The organism is Leclercia sp. UBA2479 (genome assembly GCF_002341985.1).
GTDB lineage: Bacteria > Pseudomonadota > Gammaproteobacteria > Enterobacterales > Enterobacteriaceae > Enterobacter > Enterobacter pneumoniae.
This window is the reverse complement of sequence record NZ_DDPB01000006.1, coordinates 167618-184846: the sequence shown is the minus strand read 5'-3', so window position 1 is coordinate 184846 and position 17229 is coordinate 167618. Positions and strand designations below refer to the sequence as shown.

Genomic DNA, 17229 nt, shown 5'->3' with positions numbered 1-17229 from the left:
CGCCTTGATAGAGTGTTTAGTTTGGCCACCCGCAGGTGGCCTTTTTTTAACGCACGCCTGCCATGCGTTTCTTGCCGATGAAAATCCAGCCCAGCCCCAGAGCAATGAACCAAAGCGGCGTAACAATCAGCGCCTGACGGGTATCATCTTCCAGCGTTAGCAATACCAGCACGAAGACAAAGAACGCCATACAGACCCAGCACATCAGTTTGCCCAGCGGCATCTTGTATTTGGAAGCGGCATGCAGCTCTGGACGCTGTTTGCGGTACACCAGGTACGAGCAGAGAATGATCGTCCAGACGAACATAAACAGAATCGCCGACACGGTGGTGATCATGGTGAAAGCGCCGATAACGCTCGGATTCACATACAGCATGACCACGCCGCCCAGCAGGCAGATGCAGGAGAAGGTCAAGCCTTTCGCCGGCACAGCGCGTTTAGAGAGCTTAGCGAAGGCGCTCGGGGCCACCCCCTCCTGCGCCAGGCCGAACAGCATACGGCTGGTGGAGAAGACGCCGCTGTTCGCGGATGAGGCCGCAGAGGTCAGGACCACGAAGTTAATCAGGCTCGCCGCCGCCGGCAGACCCACCAGCACGAACAGTTCGACGAACGGGCTCTTGGTTGGCACCACTGAGCTCCACGGGGTGACCGACATAATCACGATCAGCGCGAATACGTAGAACATAATGATACGGATCGGAATAGAGTTGATCGCGCGCGGCAGGGATTTCTCCGGGTCTTTGGTCTCTGCGGCGGTGGTACCCACCAGCTCAATGCCCACAAAGGCGAAGACCGCTATCTGGAACCCTGCGAAGAAGCCGCTAATCCCTTTCGGGAACCAGCCGCCGTCATTCCACAGATGCGCGAAGGAGGCTTCAACGCCAGTTGGTGACTGGAAGTGCGTCAGCACCATCACCAGCCCGACCACGATCAGCGCCACGATGGCGACAATCTTGATCATCGCAAACCAGAACTCCATCTCACCGAACATCTTCACGGTCGCGAGGTTCAGACCCAGCAGCAGAACAATCACCGCCAGCGAGGCAACCCAGTCCGACAGTCCGGGGAACCAGAACTGCGCATAGGCCGTGATGGCGACCACATCGGCCATGCCGGTAACTACCCAGCAGAACCAGTAAGTCCAGCCGGTAAAATAGCCCGCCCACGGCCCTAACAGGTCGGAAGCGAAGTCGCTAAAAGATTTGTACTCAAGGTTCGAGAGCAGCAATTCGCCCATCGCACGCATCACAAAAAACAGCATAAAACCGATGATCATATAGACAAAGATGATCGACGGCCCGGCAAGACTGATGGTTTTACCGGAGCCCATAAACAGCCCGGTACCAATAGCACCACCGATGGCAATAAGCTGTATATGACGGTTTGTAAGATTTCGCCGAAGCGATTGTTCAGTCGATGCCTCTTCTGTAGCAATGACTTTTGCCTGATCTACCATGTAATTTTCCTGTATTGCCTGTCTGTGTTGTTTAGGCTCTTCTGGCCTTTTATTGCGTCAAAATTCGACGACCCCTTGTTAAGGACTCATCGATATTAGGTAAGATTCGGCGGGATGAATACTATGATTTAGATATTATGTTAATAATATGTTGAAAGTGAGTGTCATATCACTCATACAGCGCGAAACAGCTCACAAAAATACACTCAAAATTCGCGTTTGCAACATTAAATGTTGATTAAGTTCTAACTATAGCTTTTTACGCTATTTTCCCCTCCCGCGGAGGGAGAGGAAAAACGCATGACGATTACAGGATTTCCAGTAACTCGACTTCGAAGACCAGGGTGCTGAATGGCGGAATAGACGCGCCTGCGCCACGCTCACCATAGGCCAGGTTCTGCGGAATAGTCAGTTCCCATTTAGAACCTACCGGCATCAGGGTCAGCGCTTCAATCCAGCCTGGGATCACGCCGTTAACCGGGAATTCAGCCGGTTCACCACGGGCAACGGAGCTGTCGAAAACGGTGCCGTCGATCAGTTTACCGGTGTAGTGAACGCGAACGTGGTTAGTGCGTGCCGGGATAGCGCCTTCGCCCTGGGTGATAACACGGAACTGCAGGCCGGATTCGGTGCTGTTCACGCCTTCACGCTGGCTGTTCTCTTGCAGGTACTTCTCGCCTTCTGCCGCCATCTCTTCGAAACGCGCACGACGTACGGCATCAGCACGCTCGTGGATTTCGCGCAGCGCACGGTGCACCACATCTACCGGCACGGCAGGCTGCTTGCCTTCCAGCGCGTCGGCAATACCCGCCACCAGCGCTTCAGGTAACAGTCCTTCCAGACCAGATTCGCTCAACTGCTGGCCTACCTGCAAACCGATACCGTAGCTCGCCTGCGCTTCGATTGTGTCAAAAGTCGGGGTGGTCATGGGTTTTCCTTCCATCACATTTAAAGTAGCGGGCAGCATAGCAGCCACGCTCCGACGGGTAAAACTTTGTCTTAAGTAAAGATGACAAATCGCGGCGAAACAGAAACAATAGCGTGGATCAGGATTATTCCCGAATGTGTGTCACGGAAGCCCACTTTGCTACGCCCTTCAGGCAGTTAGCAAACTATACTTCCCGGAACAGGATTAAAGACGCGGAGCAGGAGGAGAGCCATGCCCGGGCGATTTGAACTGAAACCTACCCTGGCGAGGATCTGGCATGCGCCGGACGATCTTCGCCTCATGGACCCGCTGCCGCCGATGCACCGTCGGGGCATCATACTCGGCCTGCTGCTGATGATTATCGGGTTCCTGCTGCCCTCCGGTGACGATGGCGATACAGCGCCGGTGAGCCGGGACGCACAGCTTGATATGCAGTCGCAATCGCAACCTCAGTCGGAGAGCCAGCCGATGCAAACTCAGCTGGTGACGCCGTCGAACGATCCGGGGCTGGTCGCACCGGCCGAGCCCCAGCCGATTCAGGAAGAACAGCCGCAGGAGCAGGCGGCAGCGCCGGCGACCTCTCAGCCGCAGCAGGCGACTGGCATTGATCAGCAGTGGCGCAGTTACCGGATAGAGCCAGGTAAAACTCTGGCGCAGCTATTCCGCGACCATAATTTACCGCCAACCGATGTCTATTCTATGGCACAGGTAGAGGGAGCAGGTAAGCCGCTGAGTAACCTGCAGAATGGTCAGATGGTACAGATTCGTCAGAACGCCAGCGGCGTGGTGACAGGGCTGACGATTGACGCAGGGAATGGCCAGCAAGTGCTGTTTACCCGCCAGCCGGACGGCTCGTTTTTACGCGTGAAATAACGCCTCAGGCCGGGCGCAATTCGCCGCCCGGCCGCCAGCGCCTTATGCGCTACGCTTGTTGACCCACCAAATCCCCGAACAGACCAGCACCAGCGCCACGGCGTATTTGATCTCCAGGATATTCTCCCCAAGGAACAGAGCTGAGAGCAACGTCCCGGCCACCGGCACCACAAAGTTAAAGGGGGCGATCATACTGACGCGGTTCACCTTCAGCAGCACGCTCCAGAGCGCAAAGGCGACCGAGGAGAGCAAGGTTAAATATCCCAGAATCGCCAGCGCACTGAAGCTATGTAACTCCAGCGTACCGCCCGTCGCATACCCTCCCGCTAACAAAACCGCGCCGCCGATCGCCAGCTGCCAGCCGGTCATTACCGTCGGATCCACGGTTTGTGAGATGCGTTTGCCATACAGCGTGGCGGCGGAGAGGATAAAGGCGGCCAGCACCACAAAACCATCACCGCGCCAGACGAAGCTAAAATCCTGCAGGCCGCTACTGAAGTTCACCAGCATCACCCCGGCAAAACCCAGGATACAGCCGAGTGTCTTGTTATAGCTGAGTTTATCGTTGTGGTAGATAAAGTGCGCCAGCAGCACGCTAAAGAAAGTGCCGGTGGCGTTCATGATCGAGCCTTTAACGCCGGTGGTGAACGCCAGCCCTACGTAGAAGAAGATGTACTGAATAGTGGTCTGCGTCAGGCCAAGCAGAGAGAGCTGTCCAAACTGGCGTGGGCTCAGGCGGGCGATCGGTTTGCGCTGCGCCAGCGCAAAGAGCAACAGCAGCAGGCCAGCAAAGAGAAAACGATAGCCAGCGAACACCACCTTAGAAGGGATATCGTCGGTCGCAATCTGGAAGAGTTCATAGCCGCTTTTAATGGCCGGGTAGGAGCTTCCCCATAGCAGACAGCAGAGGGTCGCGCAGGCATAGGCAACATTTTTGCGGGCAAAGACGGGCGTGGGCAGAGGGGTATCCATGACAGATCTCATAAATAAAATCGCGTTTCATTTTATTATCTGAGAATGCGCAAAGAATAGCGACCCTTAAAGCGCTAAAGCGTGGTACGTGACGCTAAAAAGCAAAACGCCGGCACAAGGCCGGCGCTTCGACGTGAGCAGAGTAAAAAATTACTCAGCTACTACGTTAACAACCAGTTTAGCGAATACTTCGCTGTGAACCTGGAAGTCAACTTCGTGCTCACCAGTGGTACGCAGAACGCCGTTCGGCAGACGAACTTCGCTCTTAGCCACTTTAACGCCTGCTGCAGAAACTGCATCAGCGATATCGCGGGTACCGATGGAACCGAACAGTTTACCTTCGTCGCCAGCTTTAGACGCGATGGTAACGGTGCCCAGTGCGTTGATTTCTTCAGCGCGAGCGTTAGCAGCCGCCAGAACGTCAGCCAGTTTGGCTTCCAGTTCAGCACGACGTGCTTCGAAAAACTCTACGTTTTTCTTGGTAGCTGGAACAGCTTTACCCTGTGGAACCAGAAAGTTACGAGCGTAGCCCGCTTTAACATTTACCTGATCACCCAGGCTGCCCAGGTTTGCTACTTTATCAAGCAGAATAACTTGCATTACCTTATCCTCTTAAAGTCGTATTAATGGACCGTGCCCGATTACTGATGACGATCAGTGTACGGCAGCAGGGACAGGTAGCGAGCGCGTTTGATAGCGCGAGCCAGCTGGCGCTGGTATTTTGCACGAGTACCGGTGATACGGCTTGGGACAATCTTACCGCTTTCGGTGATGTAGTTTTTCAGCGTTGCGATATCTTTATAGTCGATCTCTTGAACGCCTTCCGCGGTGAAACGGCAGAACTTGCGACGACGGAAATAACGTGCCATATGGCTAGTCTCCAGAATCTATCAAATCAATCTGCTCGGCATGCAGAACCATCTTGCTCAGGCCGTTCTTTGCCTTGTGGCAAGAGATGAACCCCTGAACGGTTACTGCGCTACCGACCGTTATACTGTGAGTAATGGCCTGGTTTTCGTGTCCGCTAATAATAACGGGCATTTGGCACCACGCCTGCCGGTGAAAGCCGGCTTCCTCCTGCACTGAACGATGCTCAAGCACGAACTGGCAGTGAGGAATTCCTGATGGGCTGACCTTACGAAGGGGGGTCCTGCACACGGTACCGGACAACACCAGACGGTTGGTCATCAGAAATTACTCTTCAGAATCCCCAGCATCAGAATCATCTGCGGTTTCGTTTGCGAAATCATCGCGACGCTCACGGCGCTCGTCTTTCGCTTTAACCATCGGAGATGCTTCGGTCACTGCGTTTTTGGTACGCATAACCATGCTGCGGATAACGGCATCGTTGAAGCGGAAGTTAGTTTCCAGCTCATCGATCGCTTCCTGCGGAGCTTCAACGTTCAGCAGAACGTAGTGAGCTTTGTGCAGTTTGTTGATCGGATAAGCCAGCTGACGGCGGCCCCAGTCTTCCAGACGGTGGATCTTGCCTTCTGCTGCAGTGATTGCACCAGTGTAGCGTTCGATCATACCCGGAACCTGTTCGCTCTGGTCAGGATGGACCATAAAAACGATTTCGTAATGACGCATCGAATTGCTCCTTACGGATTATTCAGCCTCCTGTCTGGGTCAGCCGAGGCCCGGGGAGGCAAGGAACGTGTTAAAGGTCGGCTGAAAAATTGACGCGTCATAATACTTGCGACCCCCGCTAAACACAAGGTGATTGCACAAATAATTCGCACAAAGGGCAAAGCGGGTCTAAGTGGGTGATTTAACATTGAACAGCCTCGATTGCGGTGTTTTTTTGAACAACAGCATCAGAAATGGTCGTCAATGCCCCCCGCAGAAGAGATTACACTTTAATCAAACCTCAACCGAGGATCAGAAGGAGAGAGAAACAACCGATTCACAGCATGTCGTCGTGGAGCGCATATCATGAAAAAGATCACTGTAGCGGTACTGGCTGCGCTTTTGCTGAGTGCAAACGCCATGGCAGCCATTCAGATCGACGGCCGACAGGCCAGAAACATGGATGATGTGCAGAGCTTAGGCGTGATTTATATCAACCATAACTTCGCCACTGAAAGTGAAGCAGATCAAGCCCTTAACCAAGAAGCCGATGTGCAGAATGCCCGCTATAATCACGTCATACTTACCCGGGAGCCGGGCAGCAACGGGAATATGCACGCGAGCGCAGACATCTATCAGTAATGCATTAACGCTAGCACCAGGAAAGCCAACAACGAAAATAACGTCATCCTTTCATTCGCCCCCGGTTCGGGGGCTTTTTTTATTTTTATCCTTGATATGTATTCAGGCCGTGCTTACTGCTTCGTCAGACTCAGAGGTGCGTTTCAAAGAACCTGACGGTGGCATCCAGCGCCGTGGGCGTGATGCGATGACGGACACCGGCCTCCCACAGGCAGGTGAGGTTGCCATCCAGTCCATCGCGCTGTAAGGCTTGCTGTAAACGAAACGTCTCCGTAGCCGGCACGACATCGTCCGCCTCGCCGTGCCACAGCAGCAGTGGGCGGTCTGCCAGCCGGGGCAGCGCCCGGGTCACTTCCCAGTGGGCTAACGGCGCCAGCACGGCCTCCCGAGTCTGTTCATCCTGCGGTGGAAAGAGCGTGTGGGCAAGCGTGGTGAAGTATCCCGATCCCATCAGGCTGGCCACGCATTTCACCTCCGGATGGCGGGTCATAATGCCCAGCGCCGTCATCCCGCCCATCGACGCTCCCGCCACGGCCAGACGGTCGCCTGCGACCCACCCGGCCTGACAGATCGTGTCACGTAACCCGCTGAACTCGGTAAGACTGCCGTGCAAAATGGACCAGAACTGCCCTAACCGCGCCTGCCCATCGCCGTTAAACCGTGCGCCATGCTCCGGGGCATCAGGCATCACTACGCGAAACCCTGCCTGCGCCAGTGCCACGGCAAAGTAGCTGTACACCAGCTTAGAGGAGGTAAAACCATGATAAAAAATGATCGTCGGCAAAGGCTGTTCACCTAACCCTGCCGGAAAAGCCTGTAATATTTCATAATCTCCAGGCTGTTCTGTTTTAACTTCAATCATTGAGGATCCTTACTCGCGGGGTGATTCATAATGTTGAGAAGTGGATTACGCTTTCACACCATTTTCATTCGAAATTTACGTTACAGATAACAGTTTGGGAACATTCCCCCAAAATGAAATTACCGGGCATCTACACTATGGCTATCAGGAAACGAGATAGGGTTATGCGAAAGTTTGTCGCTTTATTGCTGGTGTTGCTGTCATGCGGCTGTAGCGTGTTACAAGGCACGCCCCAACCCGCTCCGCCAGTGGCTGACCACCCCCAGGAAATTCGCCGTAATCAAACGGAAGGATTACAGCGTATGGGAACCATCACCGCCCTTGAGCGCGGTTCGCCGATGGATGTGGAAAATGCAATTAAAGCCCAGGCCGCCGCAGCGAAAGCAGATTATTACGTCATCATCCTCGTCGATGAAACCGTTATTACGGGACAATGGTATTCGCAGGCCATTTTGTATCGTAAATAACTGAAGGTATTTAAACGACATTTACACTGCTTTGCGTCCATAGACGTTTTCCTGTCCACAATAAACTCCGTGACTGTGACAATGGAAGTGAGTTTATTTGCGAAGGATTGCCCGGCGGATACCGGGGACACGTAGAATGGAGCTAACGATGAAACGAACTCTTGCTTTATCCTCACTGTTGCTCTCAGCAGGGCTGTTGAGCACGACGGCACAGTCGGCGGATTTTGCCAGCGCAGATTGTGTGACAGGACTGAATGAAATTGGGTTGATCTCCGTGAATGATATTTCCGGAAGCCAGCAGGACGTCGAACGTGTCATCGCCCTGAAAGCCGATGAGCAAGGCGCGTCCTGGTATCGAATCATCCGGATGCAGGAAGATGTTCATGTTGATCGCTGGCGGGTACAAGCCATTCTGTACGCGTGATAAAGCCTTTGAAAAGCCACTAAAAATTAGTGGCTTTTCAATATTTACAAATCAGTTATCCTTGTCGTTACTACATTGAGACGTTTCCGTAACATCCTGTTACATCTTCCCCGTAAATGTTAGCCCTGCCCTGCCGTTGAAGAGCCATACCTTTTCAATGCTGAGCAATTTATGATCACTTTTTTTCGCCGTGCAGGTCTTGGCACAAAGCTATCGCTGCTTACCGGCCTGAGTGTTGCCACACTCTTTTTGCTGTTCACTTTTCTCCTGAGTTACAACACCAGTAAAAAACTCGAAACCTTAGCTGTTGAAGATCTGCATAACCAGGCCACGGGCGTGGTGGATATGGTGCAGATGTTTAATACCAGCCTCACCGAAGAGGTGGAGAGCTATACCCGCCTGTTCACAACTTTTCTGCCCCAGCCGCTGAACATTGATGCCAGCCAGAGCCGCACCATTAACGGCCTGAACGTGCCGCTGCTAAAGGGTGGTGAGTCCGAGCTGCATGAAAACAACGCGACGCCGGATGATTTCCTTGCGCGCACGGGGGCTATCTCTACCCTGTTTGTCCGCAGCGGAAATGATTTTGTGCGCGTGGCGACCTCGCTGCGTAAAGAGAATGGCGACAGAGCGATGGGTACGGTGCTGGATGTCGCCAGTCCGGCCTATGCTGCGGTAACCAAAGGTGAGGTCTATCGCGGCCTGGCCCTGCTCTTCGGAAAGCGCTATATCACGCAGTATCAACCGGTGAAGGGTGCCGATGGACAAGTGATCGCTATCCTCTTCGTCGGAGTCGATATCACGCACTCCTGGAACGTTATGCGCGAAAAGATCCTCAGCCGCCGCCTGGGCGAGAGTGGCCATTTCTTCGTCCTGGATCGTAGTAATGGCAAGAACCATGGCCAATATCTCTTCCATAGCACCAATGAGGGGAAATTGCCGGAGTGGGATAATGGCATCCAACAGCAACTGCTGAGCGATCAATCCGGCACCCTGGAGCGCCAGAGTGCCGATGGACGCACCCTGATTATGGCCTGGACCCCACTACCGGGCTGGAACTGGACGATTGTAGGGGAAGTGGATAAGCGCGTGCTGCTGGCCAGCGTCACGACCCTGCGTAATCAGTTTTTAATCGCCGGCATTGTCCTTTCCGCCCTGTTCGCCCTGCTGTTCGTGATGATTATTCGCCGCTGGCTCTCACGCCCACTTCGCGATGTGATTGGCCTGGCAGAGCAATATGCCGCCGGGGATCTGCGCGCTATGCTTCCCGCCACGCGACAGGATGAGGTCGGCCAGCTGATCGCGGCCATCAACGGCATCGGCGGCGGGTTACAAAAAATCGTACGCCAGGTAAGGGAAGCCGCAGGAGAGATCCACCAGGGCACCACTGCGCTGGCTTCTGATACCGGTGAGATCTCTGAGCAGATCAACAAGCAGGCCAGCAGCGTAGAAGAAACGTCCGCCAGCATGGAACAGCTGGCCGCCACCGTGCAGCAAAACGCCGCTAATATGGAACAGACTCAGCAACTGGTGGGTGAAACGTCACGCGCGGTGCATCAGGGCGGCGAGACCGTCAGCAACGCCGTCTCAACCATGGATGATATTCGCGACGCATCGAAACGTATCGAAGCTATCACCCACGTGATTGAGAGCATCGCCTTCCAGACCAATATCCTGGCGCTAAATGCGGCCGTAGAAGCGGCTCGTGCGGGGGAACATGGCAAAGGCTTTGCGGTTGTCGCGCAGGAAGTGCGTGCCCTGGCGGCACGCAGCGCCAACGCCGTAAAAGAGATCGAGCAGTTGATTGGCGATACGCTCAGTAAAGTGAGCGAAGGGCATGCGCTTTCAGAACAGACCCGCCAGGCGATGGAGAGCATCATTACGCATATCGACAACATCAACCAGCTGGTCACCGAGATCAATCACGCCTCCCATGAGCAGTCAGCAGGGATTGGCCAGGTGAACCTGGCGATGACTCATATCGGCGAAGCATCCCATATCAACGCCGATCGCGTCTCGCGCAGCGAACAGACGGCCCAGACCCTGCGGGAAAAGGGCTCACACCTCAGCGAGCTGGTGAGTCTGTTCCGTCTGTAGTTATCAGGCCACACCGCCCGTGGCGCGTAAGAGCAGGTCTTCCTGAACCTGCTCGCTGAGCAGGGAGCCACCACGGGCATCGAGCATTTCACGGCACCATGCCTGCGCGATGGGCGGCGAGGCATGGCGCAACATCTGTGCCCCTGCGCCCAGCAGGAAGATCTGCCGGGTTATCTCCCTGCCCTGCGCCTCTTGCGGTTTGCGTAGACGTTGCTGAAGCTGGCGCCAGCTACGATCGAAATGGCGATCTTGCCCTTTTACTTCAGCAAAATCGTCGGCCAGCAGATCCATGACGCCAGGCTGTTTTGCCAGCACGCGCAAAACATCCAGGCACATGATATTTCCCGACCCTTCCCAGATACTGTTGACCGGCATCTCGCGATAAATGCGCGGCAGCTCGCTCTCCTCGCAATAGCCGATACCGCCCAGCACCTCCATCGCCTCTGCCACGAAGGGAATGCCCGCCTTGCAGACGCTGAATTTTGCCGCCGGGGTAAATAACCTGGCCCACAGCGCTTCCTGCTCATCGCTGCGGCGATCCCATGCCCGTGCCAGACGGAACAATAGTGCCGTCTGCCCTTCGAGCTGCAACGCCATCCGGCTGAGTCCATCCCGCATCAGAGGCTGATTTATTAGCGTCTTGCCAAAGGTCTGGCGTTGATGGGCGTGATAGAGCGCCACCGACAGGGCGCGGCGCATCAAACCGTGACTACCCAGCGCACAATCAAAGCGAGTCAGGCCGCCCATCTTCAGGATCTGGCGAATCCCCTCACCTTCTTCTCCCAGCAGCCAGCCGGTGGCATCCAGCATTTCGGCTTCAGTGCTGGCGTTTGAACGATTACCGAGCTTCTCCTTCAGCCGTTCCAGCCGCACGTGGTTACGCAGCCCGTCGGGTAAAAAGCGCGGTACAAAAAAACAGGACAGGCCCCCTTTCGCCTGGGCTAACACCAGATGGGCATCGCTTTGCGGTACCGAGAAGAACCATTTATGACCCACCAGCCGATAGCTACCGTCGCTGCACTTTTCCGCCCGGGTAGTGTTACTCAGCACATCTGAGCCGCCCTGCTTCTCCGTCATTCCCATGCCTATCAGCAGGCCGCGCTTCTGGTTACCCGGCGCCAGATGAGGGTCGTAGCGATCGCTCATCAACGGGGTTAGCCAGTCGTGAAAAGCGTTCGGCAGGCTCTGCTGCAATAGCGGCGTGGCGGCGAAGGTCATGGTGATGGGGCACAGGGTTCCGGCTTCTACCTGTGCATGCAGAATAAAACGTGCCGCCCGGGCCACAAACGCGCCCCGCCGCGCGTCCTCTTCCCACGCCAGGTTATGCACCCGGTTGGCGCACAGCCCCTGCATGAGCAAATGCCAGGCGGGGTGGAAACGCACATCATCCAGCCGTGCCCCGGTGGCGTCGTAGCGGAGCAGTTCCGGTGGATTGGCGTTAGCCAGCCTCCCTAGCTCCAGCGACTCTGCCGTGCCCAGCTGCTGGCCGATACTGGCGAGCAGTTCCCCATCCCACTCCGCCCCCTCCCGGTTCACCGCCTCGCACAGGGCGCGATCTGAAAGAAACAGGTTGCTATTACTCAGCGGCGAAGGCTGATTAAAAACAGTATGCGTCTGCCAGTGCATTGTGTCTCCCTCCTTCAATGGCAAGTGAGGCTAAGTATGGACAGAGCTGGCCGCGGCTGCATGGGAGGAGGGTCACAAGGCAAGGAGATCGTTGAAATCATTCGTGAATCAGCTCACATAACGTACGAATAAACTATTTCAAACCGCGATTTATATAGAATAATTTATTCCCACCTTCCAGAAGAGAGTGATTATGCACGCTTCACAACATACGCCGGACGCACATAAACGTGCATTGATTGCCGGTTCTATTGGCAATTTTATCGAATGGTACGAATTCGCGGTCTATGGTTTCCTGGCAACGATCATCGCGAAAAACTTCTTTCAACTGGAGGGGGAAAGCGGGCTAACGAGCCTGATCCTCACCTATGCCTCTTTCGCCATCGCCTTTTTCTTCCGCCCGCTGGGCGCGGTGGTTTTTGGACGCCTTGGCGATCGTATCGGGCGTAAACCTACGCTGATCATCGTTTTAATTATGATGACCCTGGCGACGGCGGCCATCGGCCTGGTGCCGGTGTATGCCAGTATCGGCATTGCCGCACCGCTGATCATTACCGGGCTGCGCATTCTGCAAGGGCTGTTTGCGGGTGGCGAATATGGCGGCGCGGTGTCGCTGATGACCGAGTTTGCCCCTCGTGGCAAGCGTGGGCTGTACGGTGCCTGGCAGTCGTTTACCGTTGCGCTGGGTCTGCTGGCGGGGGCCGGTATTGTGGCGCTGCTGTCGGTGCTACTTACGCCCGAGGCGTTGTACGACTGGGGCTGGCGGATCCCGTTCTTTATCGCCCTGCCGCTGGGTGCCGTCGCGTTATGGCTGCGGGTCAGCATGGAAGAGACGCCAAGCTTTGTTAAGCAGCAGGCGCAGGCGGAAGTACAGCAGGCTGAAACCGGCGCCACGCTAAAAGCCATTATCATGGGGATTGGTCGTGTGATGGTCTGGTCGGCGGCGGGATATACCTATCTGGTGATTATGCCCGCTTATCTGCAGTCCGCTCTGCATACGGGCTTTAACCAGGCGCTGTTGATTGCGGTGATTTCGAATATTGGCTTTGCCCTGACCATTATCCCGGCTGGGATGCTGAGCGACCGGGTTGGCCGCCGGACGGTAATGGTGGTTGCCACCGTGCTGTTACTGCTTCTCGCCCTGCCACTACTGAAGATTTTGCAGGCGGAGTCCAGCACGCTGGTGGTGAAAGCTCTCGTGGTGCTGATTGCGGGCGGCCTGGTGGGCATGCTGGCAGGACCGGGGCCGGCCATGCTCTCTGAGATGTTCCCGACCCGCGTTCGTTATACGGGGCTGGGCCTGGCCTACTCGCTGTCGAATGCGATTTTTTCGGGCTGCGCCGGGTTGATCATTACCGGGCTGATTAAAGAGACGGGGAACCTGGATATTCCGGCTTACTACGTGATGGCAACGGCGGTGGTGAGTATCGCGGCTCTTATGACGCTCAGGAAGGATGACCATTTACGGTCGCTGGAGGAGTGAGGTGAGCACCGTCTGATGCCCTCCCGCCCTTACAGGGAGAGGAAGAAAACACGCAAGGCCGTCCCCTGGACGGCCTTGCTGTTTATTACCCGCGTTGACGTACCGCTTCAAACAGGCAGATGCCCGTCGCAACGGAGACGTTCAGTGACGACACGCTACCCGCCATCGGAATGCTGATCAGCTCATCGCAATGCTCGCGCGTTAAACGGCGCATGCCTTCCCCTTCTGCACCCATCACCAGCGCCAGACGGCCCGTCATTTTGCTCTGATAGAGCGTATGGTCGGCTTCACCGGCAGTGCCCACGATCCAGATGTTCTCTTCCTGCAGCAGACGCATGGTGCGTGCAAGGTTGGTTACGCGGATCAGCGGCACATTCTCAGCCGCGCCACAGGCTACTTTCTTGGCCGTGGCGTTCAACTGTGCTGAACGATCTTTGGGAACGATCACCGCATGCACGCCCGCCGCATCGGCACTACGCAGGCAAGCGCCCAGGTTATGGGGATCGGTTACGCCATCGAGGATCAGGAAGAACGGATTATCCAGCTCGGCGATCAGATCCGGCAGATCGTTCTCCTGATACTGCCGACCCGGTTTCACGCGGGCGATAATGCCCTGATGCACCGCACCCTCGCTTTTCTCATCCAGGAACTGACGGTTCGCCAGCTGGATCACCACGCCCTGTGCTTCCAGGGCATGAATCAGCGGCATCAGACGTTTATCTTCACGTCCTTTCAGAATAAAAACTTCCTGAAAACGCTCCGGTGCGCGCTCCAGCAGGGCTTGCACCGCGTGGATGCCGTAAATCATTTCACTCATTGATGGTTCTCGTAATGTACATTTCCCCTCTCCGCAGAGGGAGAGGGTCAGGATGAGGGGAATATTACTCCGCCTGCTTTTTCTTCGCTGCGCGCTTCGCTTTGGTCGCAGCAGCTATTTTCTGCGTCTTCGCGGAAGGCTTCTTCTCTGAGCGCGCCTCTTTCTTTGCCGCTTTTGGCTTCTGTTTTTTCTCACCACGGAAGGCACTATCAGGCTCGAAATTCACACGCTTACCGGCCTGACGGCGTTTACCGCCTGCCTTACCATTTCCGCCTTTTTTCGCCTTCTCACGCTCGGTTTTACCCACATTGCGTGGCGCACGTTCGCTGGAGATCAAGCTGAAGTCGATTTTACGCTCGTCCATATTAACGGCTTCAACTTTCACTTCAACGCGATCGCCAAGGCGATAGGTCTGGCCGCCGGATTCGCCAATCAAACGCTGGCCTACCTGATCGAAACGGTAGTAGTCATTGTCCAGACTGGAGACATGCACCAAGCCATCAATGAACAGCTCATCCAGTCGGACAAAGAAGCCAAAGCCAGTCACGCTGGCAATTACCCCTTTAAAGACGTTGCCCACCTGATCCAGCATGAAATCACATTTCAGCCAGTCAGAGACCTCACGGGTCGCTTCATCGGCACGGCGCTCCGTCATAGAACAGTGCTGCCCAAGCTGCAGCATCTCTTCCAGGGAATAGTGATAGCCACCGGTTTCAGTGGTCTTGCCTTTGTGACCCTGCTCCTGCGCCAGCAGATACTTAATGGCGCGGTGTAGCGAAAGATCCGGATAACGGCGAATCGGCGAGGTGAAGTGCGCATATGACTGCAGCGCCAGGCCGAAGTGTCCCCGGTTTTCTGGGTCGTAGATCGCCTGTTTCATCGAGCGCAGCAGCATGGTTTGCAGCATCTCGGCATCCGGACGATCGCTGATGGATTCAAGCAGTTCCGCATAATCGCGCGGCTCTGGTTTATTGCCGCCCGGCAGCTCAAGGCCCAGCTCTGCCAGCACGGTACGGAAAGAGGTGATCGCTTCCGTCGTTGGCTTATCATGAATTCGGAACAGCGCAGGCTCTTTCGCTTTCTCAACAAAACGTGCAGCCGAGATGTTAGCGAGGATCATGCACTCTTCAATCAGTTTGTGCGCATCGTTACGCTGAGTCTGCTCAATACGCTCGATACGGCGCTCGGCATTGAAGATGAATTTAGCTTCTTCACTTTCAAATGAGATACCGCCGCGCTCTTCACGAGCCTGATCCAGGGTTTTATAGAGGTTATGAAGCTCTTCAATATGCTTCACCAGCGGCGCGTACTGCTGGCGCAGCTCCTGGTCGCCCTGCAGCATATGCCAGACCTTGGTGTAGGTCAGACGTGCGTGCGAGCTCATCACCGCTTCGTAGAATTTGTAGCCTGTCAGGCGCCCCTTCGTGGAGATGGTCATCTCACAGACCATGCACAGCCGGTCAACCTGCGGGTTCAGCGAGCAGAGACCGTTTGAGAGGACTTCCGGCAGCATCGGCACCACTTGCGACGGGAAATAGACCGACGTACCGCGGCCACGCGCTTCGTTATCCAGTGGCGTATTCGGCCGGACGTAGTAGCTTACGTCCGCGATAGCGACCCATAAACGCCAGCCGCCACCCCGTTTTTTCTCACAGTAGACGGCATCATCGAAGTCGCGGGCATCTTCACCATCGATAGTGACCAGCGGCAGGTCGCGCAGATCGACGCGTCCAGCCTTGGCCTCTTCTGGCACCTGTTCTTTCAGGTCTTTGATCTGCTCTTCAACGGCGGTTGGCCAGACGTAAGGGATCTCATGGGTGCGCAGCGCCATATCAACGGCCATGCCGGTACCCATGTTATCGCCCAGCACTTCAACAATTTTACCTACCGCTTTGGTACGGCGGGTTGGACGCTGGGTGAGTTCAACCACCACCACAAAGCCCATGCGCGCGCCCATCACCTCTTCCGGCGGGATCAGAATGTCAAAGCTCAGGCGGCTGTCATCGGGTACGACAAAGCCCACGCCCGCATCGGTAAAGTAACGACCTACGATCTGACTGGTTTTTGGTACCAGCACGCGCACTACGCGCGCTTCCCGGCGGCCTTTACGGTCTGCACCCAGCGGTTGCGCCAGGATTTGATCGCCATGAATACACATCTTCATCTGTTCAGATGAGAGATAGAGATCATCTTTGCGGCCTTCAACGCGCAGGAACCCGAAGCCGTCGCGGTGGCCAATCACCACCCCTTTCAGCAGATCGAGACGTTCAGGCAGTGCGTAGCACTGGCGCCGCGTAAAGACCAGTTGACCGTCACGCTCCATGGCGCGCAGGCGGCGGCGAAGGGCTTCTATTTGTTCTTCACCTTCAATATTGAGTTCAACGGCAAGTTCTTCACGATTGGCGGGTTTTTCGCGTTTAGTTAAGTGTTCAATGATGAACTCGCGGCTGGGGATAGGATTCGCGTATTTTTCGGCTTCGCGTTCCTGGAAAGGATCTTGTGACATTTCGGTTCCTCCGTTGTCATCTCCGGTGGATATTCTCTTCATTCCACCAGCAATAATTTATAAAGCGGTTGATTCTCTTCAACCAAATCGGCCAGCGTATAGTTATCCAGTTCCTTGAGAAAACTTTGCACGGCCGTAGAAAGCGCCTGTTTCAGGCGACAAGCGGGTGTGATATGGCAGAACGCGCTGCTGCAGTTCACCAGCGACAAGGGTTCCAGCTCTCGTACCACATCTCCAACACGAATACTCTGTGCCGGTTTGCCGAGGCGGATCCCGCCATTTTTCCCGCGGACGGCAGCAACATATCCGGCACGGCTAAGTTGATTGATTATTTTGACCATATGATTACGGGACACGCCGTAGACCTCTGTCACCTCAGAGATACTGGTCATCTGTCCTTCGGGTAATGACGCCATATAGATCAGCGCACGTAATCCGTAATCGGTGAAACTTGTTAACTGCACATCAACCTCAGGAAAAGGGCAAAACGCGGTATAACCGCAGAGA

18 protein-coding genes are annotated in these 17229 nt (G+C 55.3%); 6 read left to right on the top strand and 12 right to left on the bottom strand.

From position 1 onward, the window contains the following. Positions 1–46: 46 nt before the first annotated feature. Positions 47–1456, bottom strand: coding sequence for a D-serine/D-alanine/glycine transporter (gene cycA, locus B3B59_RS05800; protein ID WP_286808350.1), 1410 nt, complete (start codon positions 1454–1456; stop codon positions 47–49). A gap of 307 nt (positions 1457–1763) precedes the next feature. Continuing rightward, positions 1764–2384, bottom strand: coding sequence for an FKBP-type peptidyl-prolyl cis-trans isomerase (gene fklB, locus B3B59_RS05795; RefSeq protein WP_040077480.1), 621 nt, complete (start codon positions 2382–2384; stop codon positions 1764–1766). 231 nt (positions 2385–2615) lie between these two features. Here fklB and B3B59_RS05790 point away from each other — a divergent pair, with 231 nt between their 5' ends. Then, positions 2616–3257, top strand: a complete 642-nt coding sequence (locus tag B3B59_RS05790) for a LysM-like peptidoglycan-binding domain-containing protein (protein ID WP_286808349.1) — start codon at positions 2616–2618, stop codon at positions 3255–3257. 42 nt (positions 3258–3299) lie between these two features. On the opposite strand, the gene B3B59_RS05785 is transcribed toward B3B59_RS05790, so the two are convergent. The 5 genes from B3B59_RS05785 to rpsF form a co-directional block, all read right to left on the bottom strand. Next, positions 3300–4229, bottom strand: a complete 930-nt coding sequence (locus tag B3B59_RS05785; protein ID WP_286808348.1) for a DMT family transporter — start codon at positions 4227–4229, stop codon at positions 3300–3302. 150 nt (positions 4230–4379) lie between these two features. Further along, positions 4380–4829: a 50S ribosomal protein L9 gene (rplI, locus tag B3B59_RS05780; protein ID WP_040077484.1), complete on the bottom strand. Its 450-nt coding sequence runs from the start codon at positions 4827–4829 to the stop codon at positions 4380–4382. Between the two features lie 41 nt (positions 4830–4870). After that, the gene (gene rpsR / locus B3B59_RS05775) at positions 4871–5098 is read right to left on the bottom strand and encodes a 30S ribosomal protein S18 (protein WP_000135199.1); all 228 of its coding nucleotides are present in this window, start codon (positions 5096–5098) and stop codon (positions 4871–4873) included. Positions 5099–5102: 4 nt separating this feature from the next. After that, a complete protein-coding gene (priB, locus tag B3B59_RS05770) occupies positions 5103–5417 on the bottom strand; it encodes a primosomal replication protein N (RefSeq protein WP_006178996.1) in 315 nt (104 codons plus the stop codon). 6 nt (positions 5418–5423) lie between these two features. Further along, complete coding sequence (gene rpsF, locus B3B59_RS05765) at positions 5424–5819, bottom strand: 30S ribosomal protein S6 (RefSeq protein WP_040077485.1); 396 nt, start codon at positions 5817–5819, stop codon at positions 5424–5426. 345 nt (positions 5820–6164) lie between these two features. Here rpsF and yjfY point away from each other — a divergent pair, with 345 nt between their 5' ends. After that, the gene (gene yjfY, locus B3B59_RS05760) at positions 6165–6440 is read left to right on the top strand and encodes a DUF1471 family protein YjfY (protein WP_286808347.1); all 276 of its coding nucleotides are present in this window, start codon (positions 6165–6167) and stop codon (positions 6438–6440) included. A gap of 130 nt (positions 6441–6570) precedes the next feature. On the opposite strand, the gene yjfP is transcribed toward yjfY, so the two are convergent. Then, positions 6571–7302 (bottom strand): esterase, encoded by a 732-nt coding sequence (yjfP, locus tag B3B59_RS05755; RefSeq protein ID WP_286808345.1) that lies wholly within the window; start codon positions 7300–7302, stop codon positions 6571–6573. A 137-nt stretch (positions 7303–7439) separates the two neighbouring features. Here yjfP and bsmA point away from each other — a divergent pair, with 137 nt between their 5' ends. The 3 genes from bsmA (at position 7440) to B3B59_RS05740 (ending at position 10290) form a co-directional block, all read left to right on the top strand. Beyond that, positions 7440–7769, top strand: coding sequence for a biofilm peroxide resistance protein BsmA (bsmA, locus tag B3B59_RS05750; protein ID WP_040077489.1), 330 nt, complete (start codon positions 7440–7442; stop codon positions 7767–7769). 136 nt (positions 7770–7905) lie between these two features. Continuing rightward, a complete protein-coding gene (yjfN, locus tag B3B59_RS05745) occupies positions 7906–8193 on the top strand; it encodes a DUF1471 family protease activator YjfN (protein ID WP_046886395.1) in 288 nt (95 codons plus the stop codon). A 171-nt stretch (positions 8194–8364) separates the two neighbouring features. After that, on the top strand, positions 8365–10290 hold the full coding sequence (locus B3B59_RS05740) for a methyl-accepting chemotaxis protein (RefSeq protein ID WP_286808343.1): 1926 nt from the start codon (positions 8365–8367) through the stop codon (positions 10288–10290). Positions 10291–10293: 3 nt separating this feature from the next. Here B3B59_RS05740 and B3B59_RS05735 read toward each other — a convergent pair whose 3' ends face one another. Next, on the bottom strand, positions 10294–11916 hold the full coding sequence (locus B3B59_RS05735) for an isovaleryl-CoA dehydrogenase (protein WP_286808342.1): 1623 nt from the start codon (positions 11914–11916) through the stop codon (positions 10294–10296). Between the two features lie 193 nt (positions 11917–12109). Between B3B59_RS05735 and B3B59_RS05730 the strand changes: the two genes are divergently transcribed. Continuing rightward, entirely contained in the window at positions 12110–13399 is a 1290-nt protein-coding gene (locus B3B59_RS05730; RefSeq protein WP_286808341.1) for an MFS transporter, read from the top strand. 85 nt (positions 13400–13484) lie between these two features. Here the strand turns inward: B3B59_RS05730 and rlmB are convergent, their stop codons facing one another. The 3 genes from rlmB to nsrR all read right to left on the bottom strand — a co-directional run bounded on the left by rlmB (position 13485) and on the right by nsrR (position 17186). Beyond that, positions 13485–14216: a 23S rRNA (guanosine(2251)-2'-O)-methyltransferase RlmB gene (gene rlmB, locus B3B59_RS05725; protein WP_023334255.1), complete on the bottom strand. Its 732-nt coding sequence runs from the start codon at positions 14214–14216 to the stop codon at positions 13485–13487. A gap of 64 nt (positions 14217–14280) precedes the next feature. Next, positions 14281–16722 (bottom strand): ribonuclease R, encoded by a 2442-nt coding sequence (gene rnr / locus B3B59_RS05720; protein ID WP_040077494.1) that lies wholly within the window; start codon positions 16720–16722, stop codon positions 14281–14283. A 38-nt stretch (positions 16723–16760) separates the two neighbouring features. Next, positions 16761–17186, bottom strand: coding sequence for a nitric oxide-sensing transcriptional repressor NsrR (gene nsrR / locus B3B59_RS05715; RefSeq protein ID WP_040077495.1), 426 nt, complete (start codon positions 17184–17186; stop codon positions 16761–16763). Positions 17187–17229: the final 43 nt, after the last annotated feature.